This is a genomic window from Kocuria oceani (assembly GCF_029524215.1).
Lineage (GTDB): Bacteria > Actinomycetota > Actinomycetes > Actinomycetales > Micrococcaceae > Kocuria > Kocuria oceani.
The window spans coordinates 49,397-67,242 of record NZ_JARAMH010000006.1 but is presented as its reverse complement, the minus strand read 5'-3'; the positions used below and the strand labels follow the sequence as shown (position 1 = coordinate 67,242).

Here is a 17,846-nt window from a genome sequence, read left to right as displayed (position 1 = left end):
GATCCTGCGAGGAGAACCGTGTTCCGCTGGCGAGATCTCTCTGACGTCCCCCCGGGCTTCGGCCCGTCGGTGGTCACCCTCGGCAACTTCGACGGCGTCCACCGGGGCCACCAGCAGGTGATGTCCCAGCTCGTCAGCTCCGCCCGCGAGCGCGGCTGGGCCTCGGTGGTGGTGACGTTCGACCCGCACCCGGCCCAGGTGCACCGGCCCGACAGCTCGCCCGGGCTGATCATGGGCACCGAGGACAAGCTCGACGCCCTCGAGCAGACCGGGGCGGACGCGGTGCTCGTGCTGCGGTACACCCTGGAGTTCGCCGAGCAGACCACCGAGGAGTTCGTGCTGGGCACCCTGGTCGGGCCGCTCGGCGCCCGCTGCCTGGTGGTGGGCTCCGACACCCGCCTGGGCCGCGGCAACTCCGGCAACATCGACACGCTGCGGGAGCTGGGGGAGCGCCACGGCTTCGAGGTCCGGGTGGTCGACGACCTGCTCGACCCGCTGGACGGCGAGGACACCCGGCACGCCCCGTCGGGGGAGCGCCGCTGCTCGTCGACGTGGATCCGCTCCTGCCTGCAGGCCGGGGACGTGCGCGCCGCCGCCCGGCTGCTCGGGCGCAACCACCGGGTGCGCGGGGAGGTCGTGCACGGGGCGGCCCGGGGACGGGAGCTGGGCTACCCCACGGCCAACCTGTCCCCGGAGACCGCCGGGTTCGTCCCCGCGGACGGCGTCTACGCCGGGTGGCTGGTCGACGCCCACGGCACCCGCTGGCCCACCGCGATCTCCGTGGGCTCCAACCCCACGTTCGAGAACGTCCCGCGCCAGGTGGAGGCCCACGTCATCGACCGCCCCGCGGAGCGGGTCGAGGACTTCGACCTCTACGGCCAGGACGTGGTCGTCGAGTTCGTGGAGCGGCTGCGCGGGATGGTCGCCTACGAGGGCGTCGACAAGCTCGTGGCACAGATGGACGACGACGTGGCCCGCACCCGGCGGATCCTGGCCGCCGAGGGCTGAGCCCCCGGCGGCCCGGCGCTACATCTCCTCGTGCGTGTTCGGGTCGAAGCCCGAGCCGCTGATCCCGGTGTGCAGCATCTGCAGCCGCTGCATCTGCTCCTCGTCCAGCTCCCAGTCGAAGACGTCCAGGTTCTCGGCCATCCGCCGGGTGTCGGAGGTCTTCGGGATCGGCACGGTCCGGGACTGCAGGTGCCAGCGCAGCACGACCTGCGCCGGGGTGCGCCCGATCCGCCGGGCGATCCGCGCGATCCACTCGTGCTGGAGGACGTCCGTCTTGCGGCCCAGCGGGGACCAGGCCTGCGTGACGATGCGGTGCTCCTCGTGGAACTCCCGCAGCCGCTCCTGCTGGTACTGCGGATGCAGCTCGACCTGGTTCACGGCCGGGGTCGTCCCGGTCTCCGCCACCAGCCGGCGGATGTGCGCCGGGGTGAAGTTGGACACCCCCACCGAGCGGACCAGGCCCTCCTCCTGCAGCTCCAGCATGGTCCGCCACGTCTCCACGTAGCGGTCCACCGACGGGTTCGGCCAGTGGATGAGGTAGAGGTCCACGTGGTCGGTGCCCAGCCGCCGCAGCGACCCGTCGAGGGAGCGGCGCACGGCGTCGGTGCCGTGGTCCCGGCCCGGCAGCTTCGTGGTCAGGAACAGCTCGCCGCGGGGCACGCCGGAGGCGGCGACCCCGCGGCCCACCCCGGTCTCGTTGCCGTAGTTCACGGCCGTGTCGACCATCCGGTAGCCGCGCATCAGCGCCTCGGCGACGTTCGCCTCCGCCTCGGCGTCGTCCATGGGGTAGGTCCCCAGACCGATCGCGGGGATGCGCCGGCCGTCCCGCATGGTGTGCGTGCGGCCGGCGGGCTCGAGGCCCCGGCCCTCCTGGGTGTCCTTGCTCACGGGCTGCTCCTGTGCTCCGTGCCCGAGCGCGCTCGGGCCCTGGTCGTGGTGTCCCTCCCATCTTGGCCCACGGCCCCGGGAGCACCCAGCCCAGCGCGCCGCGGGCCGCCCCGCTGGGGTGATCTGCGCGCGTCCGGTAGACTTGACGGCGGTCCGACTGCAGTCCGTGGTTGTCGGACCCCCGGGAGCTCCCGGGACCCGGCGGCGAACCCGCCGACCGGGCCGCACGGTACTGACTCGAACGGAGTTACACGTGGCACTCGACGCCGCCGTCAAGCAGCAGATCATCCAGGACTTCGCCACCCACGAGGGCGACACCGGTTCGCCCGAGGTGCAGATCGCGGTCCTGACCCGCCGGATCGCCGATCTGACGGAGCACCTGAAGCAGCACAAGCACGACCACCACACCCGCCGCGGCCTGATGGCCCTGGTCGGTCGTCGTCGTCGCATGCTGACCTACCTGCGCGACACCGACATCACGCGCTACCGCACGCTCATCGAGCGCCTCGGCCTGCGCCGCTAGTCGGCCCCCGGCGGCGTCCCCCCGGCCCCCGGGAGGGCGCCGCCGAGCACCACCCCCGTCCGTCCCGGACGGGTGAGCACCACCGCACACTGCAGCACCACCGAACCCCAGACGGGGCCACCGCGCCGATCATTCGCGGTCCTCGGTAGTGATCTCCGGAAACCGGACGGCCCCCGCGGGCCCCGGCGGTCCGTGGATCTCGATCGAAGACCGGGTGGCGCGCGGGCCGCCCCGCCGACACGAAACGGAGGTGACCCTTGGAGGGTCCCGAGATCCAGTACGCCGAAGCCGTCATCGACAACGGCTCCTACGGAAAGCGCGTCGTGCGCTTCGAGACCGGCCGCCTCGCCAAGCAGGCCGCCGGCTCCACCCTCGTCTCCATCGACGAGGACACCACCATGCTCTCCGCCACCACGGTGGGCAAGTCCCCCCGCGAGGGCTTCGACTTCTTCCCCCTGACGGTCGACGTCGAGGAGCGCATGTACGCCGCCGGGCGCATCCCCGGCTCGTTCTTCCGCCGCGAGGGCCGCCCCTCCACGGACGCGATCCTCACCTGCCGGCTCATCGACCGCCCGCTGCGCCCGGCCTTCGGCAAGGGCATTCGCAACGAGGTCCAGGTCGTCGTGACGATCCTGTCCATCAACCCGGACGAGATCTACAACACCGTGGCGATCAACGCCGCGTCGATGTCCACGACCCTGTCCGGCATGCCCTTCCAGGGTCCGGTCGGCGGCGTGCGCATGGCTCTCATGGCCGGGGAGAACGGCCAGCACCAGTGGGTGGCCTTCCCGAAGCACTCCCAGCTCGAGAACGCCGTGTTCGACATGGCCGTGGCCGGCCGGGTCGTCACCGGCAAGGACGGCACCGAGGACGTCGCGATCATGATGGTCGAGGCCGAGGCCACCGACAACTCCTGGAACCTGATCAAGAGCAACGGCGCCGCGGCCCCCACCGAGGAGCTCGTGGCCCAGGGCCTCGAGGCCGCCAAGCCCGCCATCAAGGCCCTGTGCGACGCCCAGGCCGACCTCAAGGCCCGCGCCGGCAAGCCCGCCATGGAGCTGCCGCGCTTCGGCGGCTTCGGCGACGACGTCAAGGAGGCCGTGGCGGCCACCGCCGGCACCCGGCTCGCCGAGGTCTACTCGATCGCCGGCAAGCAGGAGCGCGAGGCCGCGACCGACGAGCTGCACCAGTCGACCCTCGCGGAGCTGACCGGGGAGGGCAAGCCCTTCGCGGACCGCAAGGACGAGGTCAACGGCGCCTACCAGGCCCTGACCAAGCAGACCGTGCGCCAGCGGATCCTCACCGAGCAGGTGCGCATCGACGGCCGCGGCCTGACGGACATCCGCCAGCTCACCGCCGAGGTCGAGGTCCTGCCCCGGGTCCACGGCTCGGCGATCTTCGAGCGCGGGGAGACCCAGATCATGGGCGTCACCACGCTGAACATGCTCAAGATGGAGCAGCAGATCGACTCGCTGTCCCCGGTCAAGCACAAGCGCTACGTGCACCACTACAACTTCCCGCCGTACTCCACCGGCGAGACCGGCCGCGTGGGCTCCCCGAAGCGCCGCGAGATCGGTCACGGCGCGCTGGCCGAGCGGGCCATCACCCCGGTGCTGCCCTCCCGCGAGGAGTTCCCCTACGCCATCCGCCAGGTCTCGGAGGCGCTGGGCTCCAACGGCTCCACGTCGATGGGCTCCGTGTGCGCCTCGACCCTGTCGCTGCTCAACGCCGGCGTGCCGCTGCGCGCCCCGGTGGCCGGCATCGCCATGGGTCTGGTCTCGGACGAGGTGGACGGGGAGACCCGCTACGCCGCGCTGACCGACATCCTGGGCGCCGAGGACGCGCTGGGCGACATGGACTTCAAGGTCGCCGGCACCGCCGAGTTCGTCACCGCGATCCAGCTCGACACGAAGCTGGACGGCATCCCCTCCTCCGTCCTGGACGCGGCCCTCACCCAGGCCCGCGAGGCCCGCCTGCACATCCTCGGGGTGCTCAACGCCGCCATCGACCAGCCGGACGAGATGAGCGAGTTCGCTCCGCGCGTGATCTCCGTGACGGTGCCCGTCTCCAAGATCGGCGAGGTCATCGGCCCCAAGGGCAAGATGATCAACCAGATTCAGGAGGACACCGGCACCGACATCTCGATCGAGGACGACGGCACCGTCTACATCGGCGCCACCGACGGCCCCTCGGCCGAGGCGGCCCGCGCGGCGATCAACGCGATCGCCAACCCGCAGGTCCCCGAGGTCGGCGAGCGCTACCTGGGCACCGTGGTGAAGACCACGACCTTCGGCGCCTTCGTCTCCCTGACCCCCGGCAAGGACGGCCTGCTGCACATCTCGGAGCTGCGCAAGCTCAACGAGGGCAAGCGCGTCACCGACGTCGAGGACGTCCTCGGCGTGGGCCAGAAGGTCCAGGTGGAGATCACCAAGGTCGACGACCGCGGCAAGCTGTCGCTGGCCCCGGTGGTCGCCGAGGAGCCCAACGTCTTCGCCGAGGACGACGCGGCCTCCGAGGTCTGAGCCGGGACACTCCCGCGCGCAGCAGAGCACGAGCACAGAAAGCAGCACATCTGGATGACGGCAGTCGATCTGCCGCTGGAGGCGGGCGACCGCGGCCCGGGGACCACCCCGGGACCGGGCGCCCGCCTCTCGGCGGTCCTGAGCAGTTCACCGACCACCACCGCCGGGGCGCTGACCGCCGCGGCCGGGGGGTTCACGCACACCCTGCACGAGGGCGAGGGCGGAAACGTGGTGCGGCGCACCGTGCTGCCGTGCGGCACCCGCGTGCTCACCGAGCGGATGCCGGCCCAGCGCGCCGTGACCGTCGGCTTCTGGGTGGGCGTCGGCTCCCGCGACGAGCAGCCCGGGCGGCTGGGCTCCACCCACTTCCTGGAGCACCTGCTGTTCAAGGGCACCACCCGGCGCTCCGCGCTGCAGATCGCCGAGGCCTTCGACGAGGTGGGCGGCGAGTCCAACGCGGCCACGGCCAAGGAGCACACCTGCTACTACGCCCGGGTGCTCGCCGAGGACCTGCCGATGTCCATCGACGTGATCACCGACATGGTCACCTCGGCCGTCCTCGACCCGGAGGAGCTCGAACGGGAGCGGGGGGTGATCCTCGAGGAGCTGGCCATGGACAAGGACGACCCCGAGGACGTCGCCTTCGAGGAGTTCACCCAGCGGGTGCTGGGCGACCATCCGCTGGGCCGTCCCATCGGCGGCACGCCGGAGGAGATCCTGGCCGTGCCCCGCGACGCGGTGCTCGAGCACTACCGGCGGCACTACCGGCCCGAGGGCCTCGTGGTCACGGCCGCGGGCGGGCTGGAGCACGACGTGGTGGTGGCCCTCGTCGCGGAGGCCCTCGGCCGCGCGGGCTGGGACCCGTCCGCACCCGCCGCCCCGGTCGCCCGGCGCGTGCGCACCCCCGCCCCGCTGGCCCCCGAGTGGGGCGAGCACTTCCTGGAGCGGCCCGTGGAGCAGACCAACGTGCTCGTGGGCCGGCCCGGGATCGTCGCCGGCGACGAGCGCCGCTTCGCGATGACCGTGCTCAACGCCGCGCTGGGCGGCGGGATGTCCTCCCGCCTGTTCCAGGAGATCCGGGAGAAGCGCGGGCTGGCCTACAGCACGTTCTCCTTCTCCGGGGCGTACTCGGACGCGGGCTACTTCGGGATGTACGCCGGGTGCCTGCCGGCGCGCACCGACGAGGTCGTGGCGCTGATGACCGGCGGGCTCGAGACCCTCGCCGCGGACGGGATCGGCGCCGACGAGCTGCGCAAGGTCGTCGGCCAGCTCGGCGGCGGCACCGTGCTCGCCCTGGAGGACACCGGCTCGCGGATGTCGCGGCTGGGCTCGGCGGAACTGAAGTCGGGGGAGTTCCTCGACATCGACGAGTCGCTGGACCGGGTGCGCTCGGTGACCCCCGAGCAGGTCCGGGAGCTCGCCGGCTGGCTGGCCGAGGGCCCCGTCGTCACCACCATCGTGGCGCCCTCCCGCCGCTGACCGCCGTCCCCGCCCACCCCTCGTCGCCTAGAGTTGGAGCCATGACCGAGAGCACCGCCCCCGAGACCACCGACGCCGCGGCGTCCGTCCCCGCCGAGCTCCGGGTCGCCGTCCTCGGCGCCCGCGGCCGGATGGGCAGCGAGGCCGTCCAGGCGGTGCGCCGCGCCGACGGCCTGCAGCTCGTCGCCGAGCTCGGCCGGGAGGACTCCCTGCAGGCCCTGGTCGCCGCCGGCGCCGAGGTCGTGGTCGACCTCACCGTCCCCTCCGCCACGGAGACCAACGTCCGCTTCGCCGTGGAGCACGGCATGCACTGCGTGGTCGGCACGACCGGCTGGGACGCCGAGCGGCTGGACCGGCTCGGGGTGCTCCTGGCCGAGCACCCCGAGGTGGGCGTGCTGATCGCACCCAACTTCTCGGTCGGAGCGGTGCTGGCGATGCGCTTCTCCGCCCAGGCCGCCCGGTTCTTCGAGTCGGTGGAGATCGTGGAGCTGCACCACCCGGACAAGGTCGACGCCCCCTCCGGCACCGCCGCGCGCACCGCGGCCCTCGTCGGCGAGGCCCGGCGGGCCGCCGGGACGGCGCCGTCGCCCGACGCCACCGAGCACGACCCGGCCGGCGCGCGCGGGGCGCTCGTCGACGACGTCCGGGTGCACTCCGTGCGCCTGCGCGGACTGGTGGCCCACCAGGAGACGCTGCTCGGCGGCGTCGGGGAGCAGCTCACCATCCGGCACGACTCCTTCGACCGGATCTCCTTCATGACCGGCGTGGTCCTCGGCGTGCGCGAGGTCGGCTCCCACCCGGGGCTCACGCACGGCCTCGAGGGCTACCTCGACCTGGAGCTGTGACCCGATGAGCTCGATGCGCGTCTGGGGCTGGGTGCTGCTCGCGGCGGGCGCCGTGACCCTGTGGCTGCTGCCGATCCCGGACGGCTCGAAGCTGTGGATCCTCGCGGTGCTCGTCTTCGCCGGGGTCTTCACGCTGCTGGAGTCCACGAGCCGGGCGAAGGCGCTGGCCGCGGCCATGACCGCCCTGCTCGTCGTCTACCTCGTCCTGAGCCTGCACCGCTCGGTCCTGCTGCTGGGCACCGAGGGCTGGATCCCCAAGGCCTTCGGCCTCGCCCTGCTGGTGCTGCCGGCCGTGGGCGTGTGGGCGCTGGTGCGCGAGGTCCTCTTCGGCGTCCGCACCGAGCAGCTCGGCCGCACCCTGGAGGCGGAGGGCGGGCTGCCCGCGGACGACCTGCCGCGCACTCCGGGCGGGCGGATCGTGCGCGCGGCCGCCGACGAGCGGTTCCACGTCCGCCGGGCCCAGACCGAGGAGGATCCCGGGGACTGGCGCAACTGGTACCGGCTCTCCCTGGCCTACGCCGACGCCGGGGACCGCCGCCGCGCCCGCTCCGCGATGCGCGACGCCGTGGCCCTGTCCCAGGGGCGCCCGGCCCGCAACGTGGAGGCCGCCGGACCGGCCGGCGAGGGCCTGGACTGAGCCGTGGCCGTCGCGACCTGCCCCCTCGGCGGCCCCGGGACCGCCCGCCCCGGCGCGGACCCCGGCGCGGAGACGGTAGCCTGGGGCCCATGACTGACTTCGCCACGTCCTCCTCCGCCGACCGCCCCACCACCCCGGACAAGCCCCTGTTCGGGACGCTGCTCACCGCGATGATCACCGTCTTCGCCGAGGACGGCTCCGTGGACCTGGAGGGCACCGCGGCCGTGGCGTCGCGGCTCGTCGACGACGGCTGCGACGGCCTGGTGGTCTGCGGCACCACGGGCGAGTACTCGACCATGACGGACGAGGAGAACCTCTCCGTGTTCCGCGCGGTCAAGGACGCCGTGGGCTCCCGCGTGCCGCTGCTGGCCGGCACCGGCTCCAACGACACCGAGCACTCCCGCTACCTCTCCCGGGCGGCCGAGAAGATCGGCATGGACGGGCTGCTCATCGTCACCCCGTACTACAACAAGCCCACCCAGGCCGGGGTCGAGGCGCACTTCCGCAGCCTCGCCGACTCCGTGGACCTGCCGATCATGCTCTACGACATCCCCGGCCGCTCCGGCATCCCCATCGCCACCGAGACCCTGATCTCCCTCGCGAACCACCCCAACATCGTGGCCGTCAAGGACGCCAAGGCGGACCTGCTCGCCGCCACCCGGGTGCTGGCCGAGACGGACCTGCTCTACTACTCCGGCGACGACGGGCTGACCCTGCCGTGGATGTCCCTCGGCGCGGCCGGCCTGGTGGGCGTCACCACGCACGTGGCCACCGCGGAGTACCGCCGGCTCATCGACGCCGTGCGCGCCGGCGACCTGGGCACGGCCCAGCGCCTCAACCTGGACCTCGAGCCCGTGGTCCGCGCCACCATGACCCGCGCGCCCGGCGCCGTGGCGGCCAAGACGATCCTCATGTGGCAGGGCAAGCTGCCGCACAACACCGTGCGGCTCCCGCACGTCCCACCCACGGAGGCCGAGGCCGCCCTGATCCGCGCGGATCTGGAGGGCTCGATCGTCTCCGGCACCATCGAATGACGAAAGAGTTCCATGACCCAATGGCACACTGACCTGTCCGCTCCCCCCGCCCTCGGCAAGGACGCGCTGCGCGTCGTCCCCCTGGGCGGGCTGGGCGAGGTCGGCAGAAACATGACGGTGTTCGAGATCAACGGGCAGCTGCTCGTGGTCGACTGCGGGGTCCTCTTCCCCGAGGAGACCCAGCCCGGCGTGGACCTGATCCTCCCGGACATCAACTACATCATCGACCGGCTCGACGACGTCGTGGCCGTGGTGCTCACGCACGGGCACGAGGACCACATCGGCGCCGTGCCCTACCTGCTCAAGCGCCGGCCGGACATCCCCGTCATCGGCTCCCAGCTCACGCTCGCGCTCATCGAGGCGAAGCTGCAGGAGCACCGCATCAAGCCCTACACCATGGCGGTGCGGGAGGGGCAGGTCGAACGGCTCGGCGAGTTCGAGGTCGAGTTCGTCGCCGTCAACCACTCCATCCCCGATGCGCTGGCCGTGTTCCTGCGCACCCGGGCCGGCACGGTGCTGCACACCGGCGACTTCAAGATGGACCAGCTGCCCCTGGACGGCCGGATCACCGACCTGCGCCACTTCGCCCGGCTGGGCGAGGAGGGCGTGGACCTGTTCCTCACCGACTCCACCAACGCCGAGGTCCCCGGCTTCACGCCCACGGAGAAGCACATCGGCCCGGTGCTGGCCGACGTGATCGGCCGGGCCCCCAAGCGCGTGGTCGTGGCGTCCTTCTCCTCCCACGTCCACCGGGTGCAGCAGGTGCTCGACGCCGCCGCGGAGCACGGGCGCAAGGTCGTCTTCATGGGCCGCTCCATGGTCCGCAACATGACCATCGCCGAGAAGCTCGGCTACCTCGAGGTCCCGCCGAACACCCTGGTCGACCAGAAGAAGATCGAGGACCACGCCGACTCCCAGCTGGTCATCATGTGCACCGGCTCGCAGGGCGAGCCGATGGCCGCGCTGTCGCGGATGGCCAACGGGGACCACAAGGTCCAGCTCACCGAGGGGGACACCGTGATCCTCGCGTCCTCCCTGATCCCGGGCAACGAGAACTCCGTGTTCCGGATCATCAACGGGCTCATGCGCCTGGGCGCGAACGTCGTGCACAAGAGCAACGCCAAGGTCCACGTCTCCGGGCACGCCGCCGCCGGGGAGCTGCTGTACTGCTACAACATCATCGAGCCCGAGTACGTCATGCCGGTGCACGGCGAGGTCCGCCACCTCATCGCCAACGGCAAGCTCGCCGAGGAGACGGGCGTCCCGACCGACCACGTGCTGCTGGCCGAGAACGGCACCGTGGTGGACATGACCGCCGGCCAGGTCCGGATCACCGGGCAGGTGGAGTGCGGGGACGTCTACGTGGACGGCTCCTCCGTGGGCACCATCACCGACGCCGACCTCAAGGACCGCCTGGTGCTGGCCGAGGAGGGCTTCATCTCGGTGATCACCGTGGTCAACCGGGACACCGGCAAGGTGGTCTCCGGCCCCGACGTGCACGCCCGGGGCGTGGCCGAGGACGACCAGGTCTTCGAGGACATCAAGCCGAAGATCACCGCCGCCCTCGAGGACGCGATCAACCACTCGGGCAAGAACCACACCACCCAGCAGCTCCAGCAGGTGGTGCGCCGCACGATCGGCTCCTGGGTCAGCCGCAAGCTGCGCCGCAAGCCCATGATCGTCCCGGTGGTCATCGAGGCCTGACCACCCCACCTCCTCCGCCCGTGCGGCACCGCGGGCGGGGGGAGGCCGTGGTCTACCCTGGGAGCATGGCGACTCGTACTTCCCCTGCCCGCAAGGGCGCCTCGACGTCGCGTGGCAAGAACAGCACGTCTTCCGCGCGGTCGTCGGGAACCAGCCGGAAAAGCTCCTCCCGCCCCGCCACCGCGACGCGGGGCTCCTCCGCGCGCCCGGCCGACAGCTCGCCGGGGGCGCTGCACGCCCTCGGCACCGCCCTGCTGTGGTGCGCCCGCGTGATCGGGGGCGCCTGGACGGCCGTCGCCCACGTGGTCGGCGGCGCGGTGCGCCGGATGGGCACCCTGCGCACCGACGTGCCCGCCGAGCGGCTGCGGGACGGCGGGGCGCTGTTCCTGCTGCTGCTCGGGCTGCTCAGCGCCGCCGTCGAGTGGTGGAACCTGCCCGCCGCCCCGGCCGCCTGGATCGCCGTGCCCGCCGCCGTGGTCCACCAGGTGCTCGCCGGCACCTTCGGCTGGATGGCCCTGGTCCTGCCCCTGCCCCTCGCCGGCTTCGCCCTGCGCCGCTTCCGGCATCCCGAGGAGACCTCCGCCAACAACCGGATCGCCATCGGCCTGGGCGCCGCGGTGGTGGCCGGCTCGGGCCTGGCCCACCTGTTCCTGGGCCGCCCCTCGATGAGCGACGGCCCCGGGGCCCTGGGCGCCGCCGGGGGCACCGTCGGGTTCCTCGCCGCCGACCCGCTCAGCGCCCTCGTCACCCCGGTGGGGGCCGGGGCGGTGTTCGTCGCCGTCCTGTTCCTGTCCGTGCTCGTGATCACCGCCACCCCCGTGAACCTCATCGGACCCCGGCTCAAGCAGGGCTACTGGCGGCTGATGGGCCAGGACGGGCCCGTCTCCGCGACCGACCTGTCCTCCGCGGACCACGACCGCTCCTACCTGGACGAGCACCACGCGCGCGCCGAGGCGGGCAAGACCCGGCGGCAGAAGCGCCGCGAGCGCAAGGAGGCCGAGGCCGAGCGGCGCGCCCTCGACGGCTACCGCGGGGACGAGGCCTTCGAACGGGCCGTCGTCGACCAGGAGCGGTCCGGGGGAGACGCCCCCACCCGCGTCTTCGACGTCGACTCCGCCCGGCGGAAGGCCGCCGCCGCAGGGGCCGCCGACGCCGCGGAACCGGCCGGGGCACCGGCCCCCGCCGAGCAGGCGCCGCAGTCGGCGGCCGGCCCGCGCCCGGGGCAGAAGCGTCCCACCCAGGAGCAGCTCGCCGCCACGAAGTTGCGCCGGGAGCAGGGCCTCGAGCCGGCCGCGGACACGGCCGCCGGCTCCGGTTCCCCGGCGCTCGAGGACGTCGAGCCCGCCCCGGCGGGCTCGACCTCCGTCACCGCCCGCACGCACACCCCCGAGGCCCCCATCCCGGCCCGGGCGGAGCAGCTCAAGCTCGAGGGGGACATCGCCTACTCCCTGCCCACGCCCGGGGCGCTCGTGCAGGGCCCGCCGCCCAAGGAGCGCTCCGAGGCCAACGACGCCGTGGTCGCCGCCCTGACCAGCGTCCTGGAGCAGTTCAACGTCGACGCCGTGGTCACGGGCTTCTCCCGCGGGCCCACCGTCACCCGGTACGAGATCGAGCTCGGCTCCGGCACGAAGGTGGAGCGGGTCACGGCGCTGTCGAAGAACATTGCCTACGCGGTGGCCTCCGCCGACGTGCGCATCCTCTCCCCGATCCCGGGCCGCTCCGCGATCGGGATCGAGATCCCCAACACCGACCGCGAGACGGTGTCCCTCGGCGACGTCCTGCGCTCGCACAACGCCCGCAAGACCGAGCACCCCATGGTCATGGGCGTGGGCAAGGACGTGGAGGGCGGCTACGTGGTGGCCAACCTCGCGAAGATGCCGCACCTGCTCGTGGCCGGCGCCACCGGCGCGGGCAAGTCGAGCTTCGTGAACTCGATGATCGTCTCCCTGCTGATGCGCGCCACCCCCGACGAGGTGCGGATGGTCATGGTCGACCCCAAGCGCGTCGAGCTGACCGCCTACGAGGGCGTCCCGCACCTGATCACCCCCATCATCACCAACCCCAAGAAGGCCGCCGAGGCGCTGCAGTGGGTCGTGCGCGAGATGGACGCCCGCTACGACGACCTCTCCCACTACGGCTACAAGCACGTCGACGACTTCAACAAGGCCGTGCGCAACGGCAAGGTCCAGCCCGAGCCCGGCTCCAAGCGGGTGATCCGGACTTATCCGTACCTGCTCGTGATCGTGGACGAGCTCGCCGACCTCATGATGGTCGCCCCGCGCGACGTCGAGGACGCGATCGTGCGGATCACCCAGCTCGCCCGCGCGGCCGGGATCCACCTGGTCCTCGCGACCCAGCGGCCCTCCGTGGACGTGGTCACCGGACTGATCAAGGCCAACGTGCCCTCCCGGATGGCGTTCGCCACCTCCTCGGTCACCGACTCCCGGGTGGTGCTGGACCAGCCCGGCGCCGAGAAGCTCATCGGCCAGGGCGACGCCCTCTTCCTGCCCATGGGCGCCTCCAAGCCCATGCGCGTGCAGGGTGCGTGGGTCTCGGAGTCGGAGATCCACGAGGTCGTGGACCACGTCAAGGGCCAGATGAAGGCCCACTACCGGGAGGACGTCGTCCAGGAGGCCCCCAAGAAGGCCATCGACGAGGACATCGGGGACGACCTCGACGTGCTCCTGCAGGCCACCGAGCTCGTGGTGACCACGCAGTTCGGCTCCACCTCCATGCTGCAGCGCAAGCTGCGGGTGGGCTTCGCCAAGGCCGGCCGGCTCATGGACCTGCTGGAGTCCCGGGGCGTCGTCGGACCCTCCGAGGGCTCCAAGGCCCGGGACGTGCTCGTCAAGCCGGACGACCTCGCCGCGACCCTGGCCGTGCTCCGCGGCGAGGAGCCGCCGGCGCCGGCCGGCGGGACCGGCGGATCCGTCGACTACGGGGAGGACCCGGTCGAGGCCTCGCTGGCGGCCACCGCGGTCGACCACCACGACGGCGCCGAGGACCCCGAGGGCTCCGAGGACGCCTGGCAGCTCACCGGCCGCTGAGCCGACCGACCACCACCACCAGGAAGCGAGCACCCGATGAGCCCCGCGGACCCGGCCTCCAACCTCAACCTGCCCAATGCGCTCACCGCCCTGCGCATCGTGCTGGTGCCCTTCTTCGTCTGGTTCCTGTGGGCGGGCGGCACCCAGGGGGAGGACTCCGCGGCCATGCGGTGGGCCGCCCTCGCGGTGTTCGCTGTGGCCATGTACACCGACAAGCTCGACGGTGACATCGCCCGGGCCCGCGGGTTGATCACGAGCTTCGGCAAGATCGCCGATCCGATCGCGGACAAGCTGCTGACCGGGGCCGCCTTCGTGGTGCTCTCGATGCTGGGGGAGCTGTGGTGGTGGGTCACCGTGGTGATCCTCGTGCGCGAGTGGGGCATCACGGTCCTGCGCTTCGTCGTGATCCGCTACGGGGTGATGGCCGCCTCCAAGGGCGGGAAGCTCAAGACGGTCCTGCAGACCGTCGCGCTGCTGCTGCTGCTCCTGCCCCTGGCGCCGCTGGTGGGTGCCTGGTGGCCGTGGCTGGGCTGGACCGTCATGGGCGCCGCGCTGGTGGTCACCGTGGTGACCGGCGTGGACTACGTGGTCAAGGCCGTGCAGCTGCGCCGCCGCTCGCCGGCCGGGCGGAACCCGGCGTGAGCGGCGCGGCGCCGGCCGCCGGCGCGCTCGTCGAGGCGGCCGTCCGGCGGGGCCTGACCATCGGCACCGCCGAGTCGCTGACCGGGGGCGCGCTGGCCGCCGCGGTGGTCGACGTCCCCGGGGCCTCGGGCTGCTTCGAGGGCGCGGTCGTGTCCTACTCCAACAGGGTCAAGACCGAGGTCCTCGGCGTCCCGGCGGCGCTGCTGGCCGAGCGCGGCTCCGTGGACCCCGACGTCGCGGCGGCCATGGCCGAGGGCGCCCGCCGGGTGCTGGGCACGGACTGGGCCGTGGCCACCACCGGCGTCGCCGGCCCGGAGCCGCACGACGGCCGGCCGGTCGGCACGGTCTACCTCGGCCTGGCCGGCCCCCGGGGCGCGACCGCACTGGAGCTGCAGGCCGCGGGCGACCGCGCGGCCATCCGGGCGGCCACCGTCGCCGCGGCCCTGGAGCGGCTCACCGCCGCCATCCTGCTCCCAGACAACTCCCAGTGAAAAAGTGCGGTCGGCGGGGAAGAATGGAACCGTCAGCGTGGTTAGCAATGATCGCAGGCTCGAGTTGAGCCGTTCGAAGTCAAGATGTCGACCGGCCGGCGCCGGGGACACCGTCCGCAGCAGGCGGTGACACTGCCGCACACATGAGGAGACAAGCGATTCACATGACGAAGCAACCCGTGTCCGTCAATGGTGTCGTCCGTTGGAAGGACGTGGGCCTGGACGAGCACAGCGGTACCGAGACGAAGGACATGAAGATGGGTGTACTCCGCCAGGAGATCGGTGAGGTTCTCCGCAACGTCCGTCAGCGTCAGGGGCGCACCCTCCGGGAGGTCTCGCACAGCGCCCGCGTCTCTCTCGGCTACCTGAGCGAGGTGGAGCGCGGGCAGAAGGAGGCCTCCTCGGAGCTGCTCGCCTCGATCTGCACCGCCCTCGACATCCCGATGTCTCAGATGCTGCGCGAGGTCGCGGACCGGCTGGCCTACGCCGAGGGCCTCCTGGTCCCGGACACGGTGCCCAGCGACCTGACCGAGCAGTACTCGCGGGAGTTCGGGCGCGTCAACGGCGGCGAGGCCGCCGCGGCCGGCGCCCGCTGAGCACCCGGGCGGCATCCCGCCCACCACGACGTCCCGGAGGGCTCGTCGGTCCCAGGACCGCCGGGCCCTCCGGCACGTGCCCGCCCGGCCGCCCTGCCGGCAGCACCGCGACGGACCCCGGGCGTCGGGGACATCGCACGACGACGGGGCACGACACGAACCACGCACCGCGGACCAGCAGGCCGCAGCACCACCGAGGAGGACGCGCATGAGGCTCAGCAGCTTCTGGGAGCTGATGGCCGACGAGTTCGGAGCGGGCTACAGCAAGGTCCTGGCCCGGGACCTGGTGCTCGGGGAGCTCGGTCACCGCACGGCCGCGGAGGCCATCGAGGACGGGGTGGACCCCCGCACCGTGTGGTTCGCCCTGTGCCGGGCGCAGGATGTGCCGGAGTCGCGCTGGTGGGGCGCGGACCGGCCCCCGCGGAGCTGACCGGCCCCGGTCCCGGCGCGCCCGTGGACCCCGGGAAGGTTCGAAGGTATATTCGACACCGCAGCGTGGACTGCACAACCCGCTCCCGCCCGGGCCGCCGGCCGGTGGGCGTCCCCAGGCCCGGTGCGGAGGCCTTAGGGTGTCCGACCGCGGCGATACCGTGGAACACGAAACGACCAGCACGAACGGTTCCGGCCGCACCGGCGGAACCCCCCGATCACGAGGTGAACCATGGCAGCCAAGGGCAACAAACAGAGCGCCGACCAGCAGTTCGGCAGCGACCGCGAGAAGGCTCTCGAGACCGTCCTCGCGCAGATCGACAAGAACTACGGCAAGGGCTCGGTGATGCGCCTGGGCGACCGCCCGGCCACCAAGATCGAGACCATCCCCACCGGCTCCATCGCCATGGACGTCGCGCTGGGCATCGGCGGGTTCCCCCGCGGGCGCGTCGTGGAGATCTACGGCCCGGAGTCCTCCGGCAAGACCACCGTGGCGCTGCACGCGGTGGCCAACGTGCAGAAGGCCGGCGGGATCGCCGCCTTCATCGACGCCGAGCACGCCCTGGACCCCGCCTACGCCGAGAAGCTGGGCGTGGACACCGACAGCCTGCTCGTCTCGCAGCCGGACACCGGTGAGCAGGCCCTCGAGATCATGGACATGCTGGTGGGCTCCGGGTCCATCGACATCATCGTGATCGACTCGGTGGCGGCCCTGGTGCCCAAGGCCGAGATCGAGGGCGAGATGGGCGACAGCCACGTGGGTCTGCAGGCACGGCTGATGAGCCAGGCGCTGCGCAAGATCACCGGGCGGCTCTCGCACTCGAACACCACCGCGATCTTCATCAACCAGCTGCGCGAGAAGATCGGCGTGTTCTTCGGCAGCCCCGAGACCACCACCGGTGGCAAGGCGCTGAAGTTCTACGCCTCGGTGCGCGTGGACGTGCGCCGCATCGAGACGCTCAAGGACGGGGCGAACCCGGTGGGCAACCGCACCCGGGCCAAGATCGTCAAGAACAAGATGGCCCCGCCCTTCAAGCAGGCCGAGTTCGACATCCTCTACGGGGAGGGCATCTCCACCGAGGGCGGGCTCATCGACATGGGCGTGGAGCACGGCATCGTCAAGAAGTCCGGGGCCTGGTTCACCTACGAGGGCGACCAGCTCGGACAGGGCAAGGAGAACGCCCGCCGGTTCCTGAAGGACAACCCGGAGCTGGCGGAGGAGATCGAGCGCCGGATCCTGGTCAAGCTCGGGATCGTCGCCGAGCCCGAGAGCGCCGCGGAGGTCGAGGAGGAGTCGCCGGTCGCCGGGCTGCCCTCCGAGATCGGCGGCCCGGCCTTCTGAGCGGGTCCGTGACCGAGAGCCCGTACGCACGCCGGCGCCGCCGGTCCTCCGCCCGCCACCGCGGGCCGGAGGGCTCGGCGGCGCCGGCGTCCGCCGCCCAGGACCCGGAGCCCGATCCGCGCGAGGTCGCCCGCGCGATCGTGCTGCGCCAGCTCACGGCCTCGGCCAAGAGCCGCCGGCAGCTCGAGGACAAGCTCGCCGACCGCAACGTCCCGGAGGACACGGCCCGTGAGGTGCTGGACCGCTTCGAGGAGGTCGGCCTCGTCGACGACGCCCAGTACGCGGAGCTCTACGTCCGCTCCCGCGCGGGCTCCCGCAAACTGGCCCGCTCCGCGATCCGCCGGGAGCTGGCCACCCGCGGCGTCTCGGGCGAGCTCGCCGAGGCGGCGCTGGAGCAGCGCACCGACGAGGACGAGCGGGCCGACGCCGCGGAGCTGGTGCGCCGGAAGCTGCCCGCGGGACTCGACCTGTCGGACCGCACAGAGCGGGACCGGGCGGTGCGCCGGCTGGTGGGGATGCTCGGGCGCAAGGGCTACGCCCCGGGACTGGCCTTCGCCGTCGTCCAGGAGGAGCTCGAGGCCCGCACCGGCGCCGCGGCGGACGACGACGTGACCGAGGCCTACCCGGACACCCCCTGACCCGGGAGACGGGCAGCGTGC

General features: G+C 72.6%; 16 protein-coding genes. 15 read left to right on the top strand and 1 reads right to left on the bottom strand.

Going from position 1 to position 17,846, the window contains the following annotated elements; all coding sequences use genetic code 11:
- Positions 1 to 18: 18 nt before the first annotated feature.
- Complete coding sequence (locus PU704_RS08440) at positions 19 to 1,008, top strand: bifunctional riboflavin kinase/FAD synthetase (protein WP_075871030.1); 990 nt, start codon at positions 19 to 21, stop codon at positions 1,006 to 1,008.
- Positions 1,009 to 1,026: 18 nt separating this feature from the next.
- Here the strand turns inward: PU704_RS08440 and PU704_RS08435 are convergent, their stop codons facing one another.
- On the bottom strand, positions 1,027 to 1,896 hold the full coding sequence (locus tag PU704_RS08435) for an aldo/keto reductase (protein WP_277550988.1): 870 nt from the start codon (positions 1,894 to 1,896) through the stop codon (positions 1,027 to 1,029).
- 253 nt (positions 1,897 to 2,149) lie between these two features.
- On the opposite strand from PU704_RS08435, the gene rpsO reads away from it, so the two are divergent.
- The 14 genes from rpsO to PU704_RS08365 all read left to right on the top strand — a co-directional run bounded on the left by rpsO (position 2,150) and on the right by PU704_RS08365 (position 17,825).
- Complete coding sequence (gene rpsO / locus PU704_RS08430; protein WP_047802795.1) at positions 2,150 to 2,419, top strand: 30S ribosomal protein S15; 270 nt, start codon at positions 2,150 to 2,152, stop codon at positions 2,417 to 2,419.
- Positions 2,420 to 2,676: 257 nt separating this feature from the next.
- A complete protein-coding gene (locus PU704_RS08425) occupies positions 2,677 to 4,941 on the top strand; it encodes a polyribonucleotide nucleotidyltransferase (RefSeq protein ID WP_047802794.1) in 2,265 nt (754 codons plus the stop codon).
- 54 nt (positions 4,942 to 4,995) lie between these two features.
- Positions 4,996 to 6,420 (top strand): M16 family metallopeptidase, encoded by a 1,425-nt coding sequence (locus PU704_RS08420; protein WP_053004812.1) that lies wholly within the window; start codon positions 4,996 to 4,998, stop codon positions 6,418 to 6,420.
- Positions 6,421 to 6,461: 41 nt separating this feature from the next.
- A complete protein-coding gene (gene dapB, locus PU704_RS08415) occupies positions 6,462 to 7,265 on the top strand; it encodes a 4-hydroxy-tetrahydrodipicolinate reductase (protein ID WP_277550987.1) in 804 nt (267 codons plus the stop codon).
- Between the two features lie 4 nt (positions 7,266 to 7,269).
- Positions 7,270 to 7,902, top strand: coding sequence for a tetratricopeptide repeat protein (locus PU704_RS08410; RefSeq protein WP_277550986.1), 633 nt, complete (start codon positions 7,270 to 7,272; stop codon positions 7,900 to 7,902).
- Positions 7,903 to 7,991: 89 nt separating this feature from the next.
- Positions 7,992 to 8,936 (top strand): 4-hydroxy-tetrahydrodipicolinate synthase, encoded by a 945-nt coding sequence (gene dapA / locus PU704_RS08405; protein ID WP_277550985.1) that lies wholly within the window; start codon positions 7,992 to 7,994, stop codon positions 8,934 to 8,936.
- 12 nt (positions 8,937 to 8,948) lie between these two features.
- Positions 8,949 to 10,640, top strand: coding sequence for a ribonuclease J (locus PU704_RS08400; RefSeq protein WP_047802791.1), 1,692 nt, complete (start codon positions 8,949 to 8,951; stop codon positions 10,638 to 10,640).
- A gap of 65 nt (positions 10,641 to 10,705) precedes the next feature.
- Positions 10,706 to 13,687, top strand: coding sequence for an FtsK/SpoIIIE family DNA translocase (locus PU704_RS08395; RefSeq protein WP_277550984.1), 2,982 nt, complete (start codon positions 10,706 to 10,708; stop codon positions 13,685 to 13,687).
- Between the two features lie 36 nt (positions 13,688 to 13,723).
- Positions 13,724 to 14,329, top strand: coding sequence for a CDP-diacylglycerol--glycerol-3-phosphate 3-phosphatidyltransferase (gene pgsA, locus PU704_RS08390; protein ID WP_047802789.1), 606 nt, complete (start codon positions 13,724 to 13,726; stop codon positions 14,327 to 14,329).
- Complete coding sequence (locus tag PU704_RS08385; protein WP_075871035.1) at positions 14,326 to 14,820, top strand: CinA family protein; 495 nt, start codon at positions 14,326 to 14,328, stop codon at positions 14,818 to 14,820. The genes pgsA and PU704_RS08385 overlap by 4 nt, the downstream gene beginning before the upstream one ends.
- Positions 14,821 to 14,984: 164 nt before the next feature.
- The gene (locus tag PU704_RS08380; protein ID WP_047802787.1) at positions 14,985 to 15,416 is read left to right on the top strand and encodes a helix-turn-helix domain-containing protein; all 432 of its coding nucleotides are present in this window, start codon (positions 14,985 to 14,987) and stop codon (positions 15,414 to 15,416) included.
- A 208-nt stretch (positions 15,417 to 15,624) separates the two neighbouring features.
- Positions 15,625 to 15,846, top strand: a complete 222-nt coding sequence (locus tag PU704_RS08375; protein WP_047802786.1) for a DUF3046 domain-containing protein — start codon at positions 15,625 to 15,627, stop codon at positions 15,844 to 15,846.
- 231 nt (positions 15,847 to 16,077) lie between these two features.
- The gene (gene recA / locus PU704_RS08370; protein ID WP_047802785.1) at positions 16,078 to 17,187 is read left to right on the top strand and encodes a recombinase RecA; all 1,110 of its coding nucleotides are present in this window, start codon (positions 16,078 to 16,080) and stop codon (positions 17,185 to 17,187) included.
- Positions 17,188 to 17,195: 8 nt separating this feature from the next.
- Positions 17,196 to 17,825: a regulatory protein RecX gene (locus PU704_RS08365; RefSeq protein ID WP_277550983.1), complete on the top strand. Its 630-nt coding sequence runs from the start codon at positions 17,196 to 17,198 to the stop codon at positions 17,823 to 17,825.
- Positions 17,826 to 17,846: the final 21 nt, after the last annotated feature.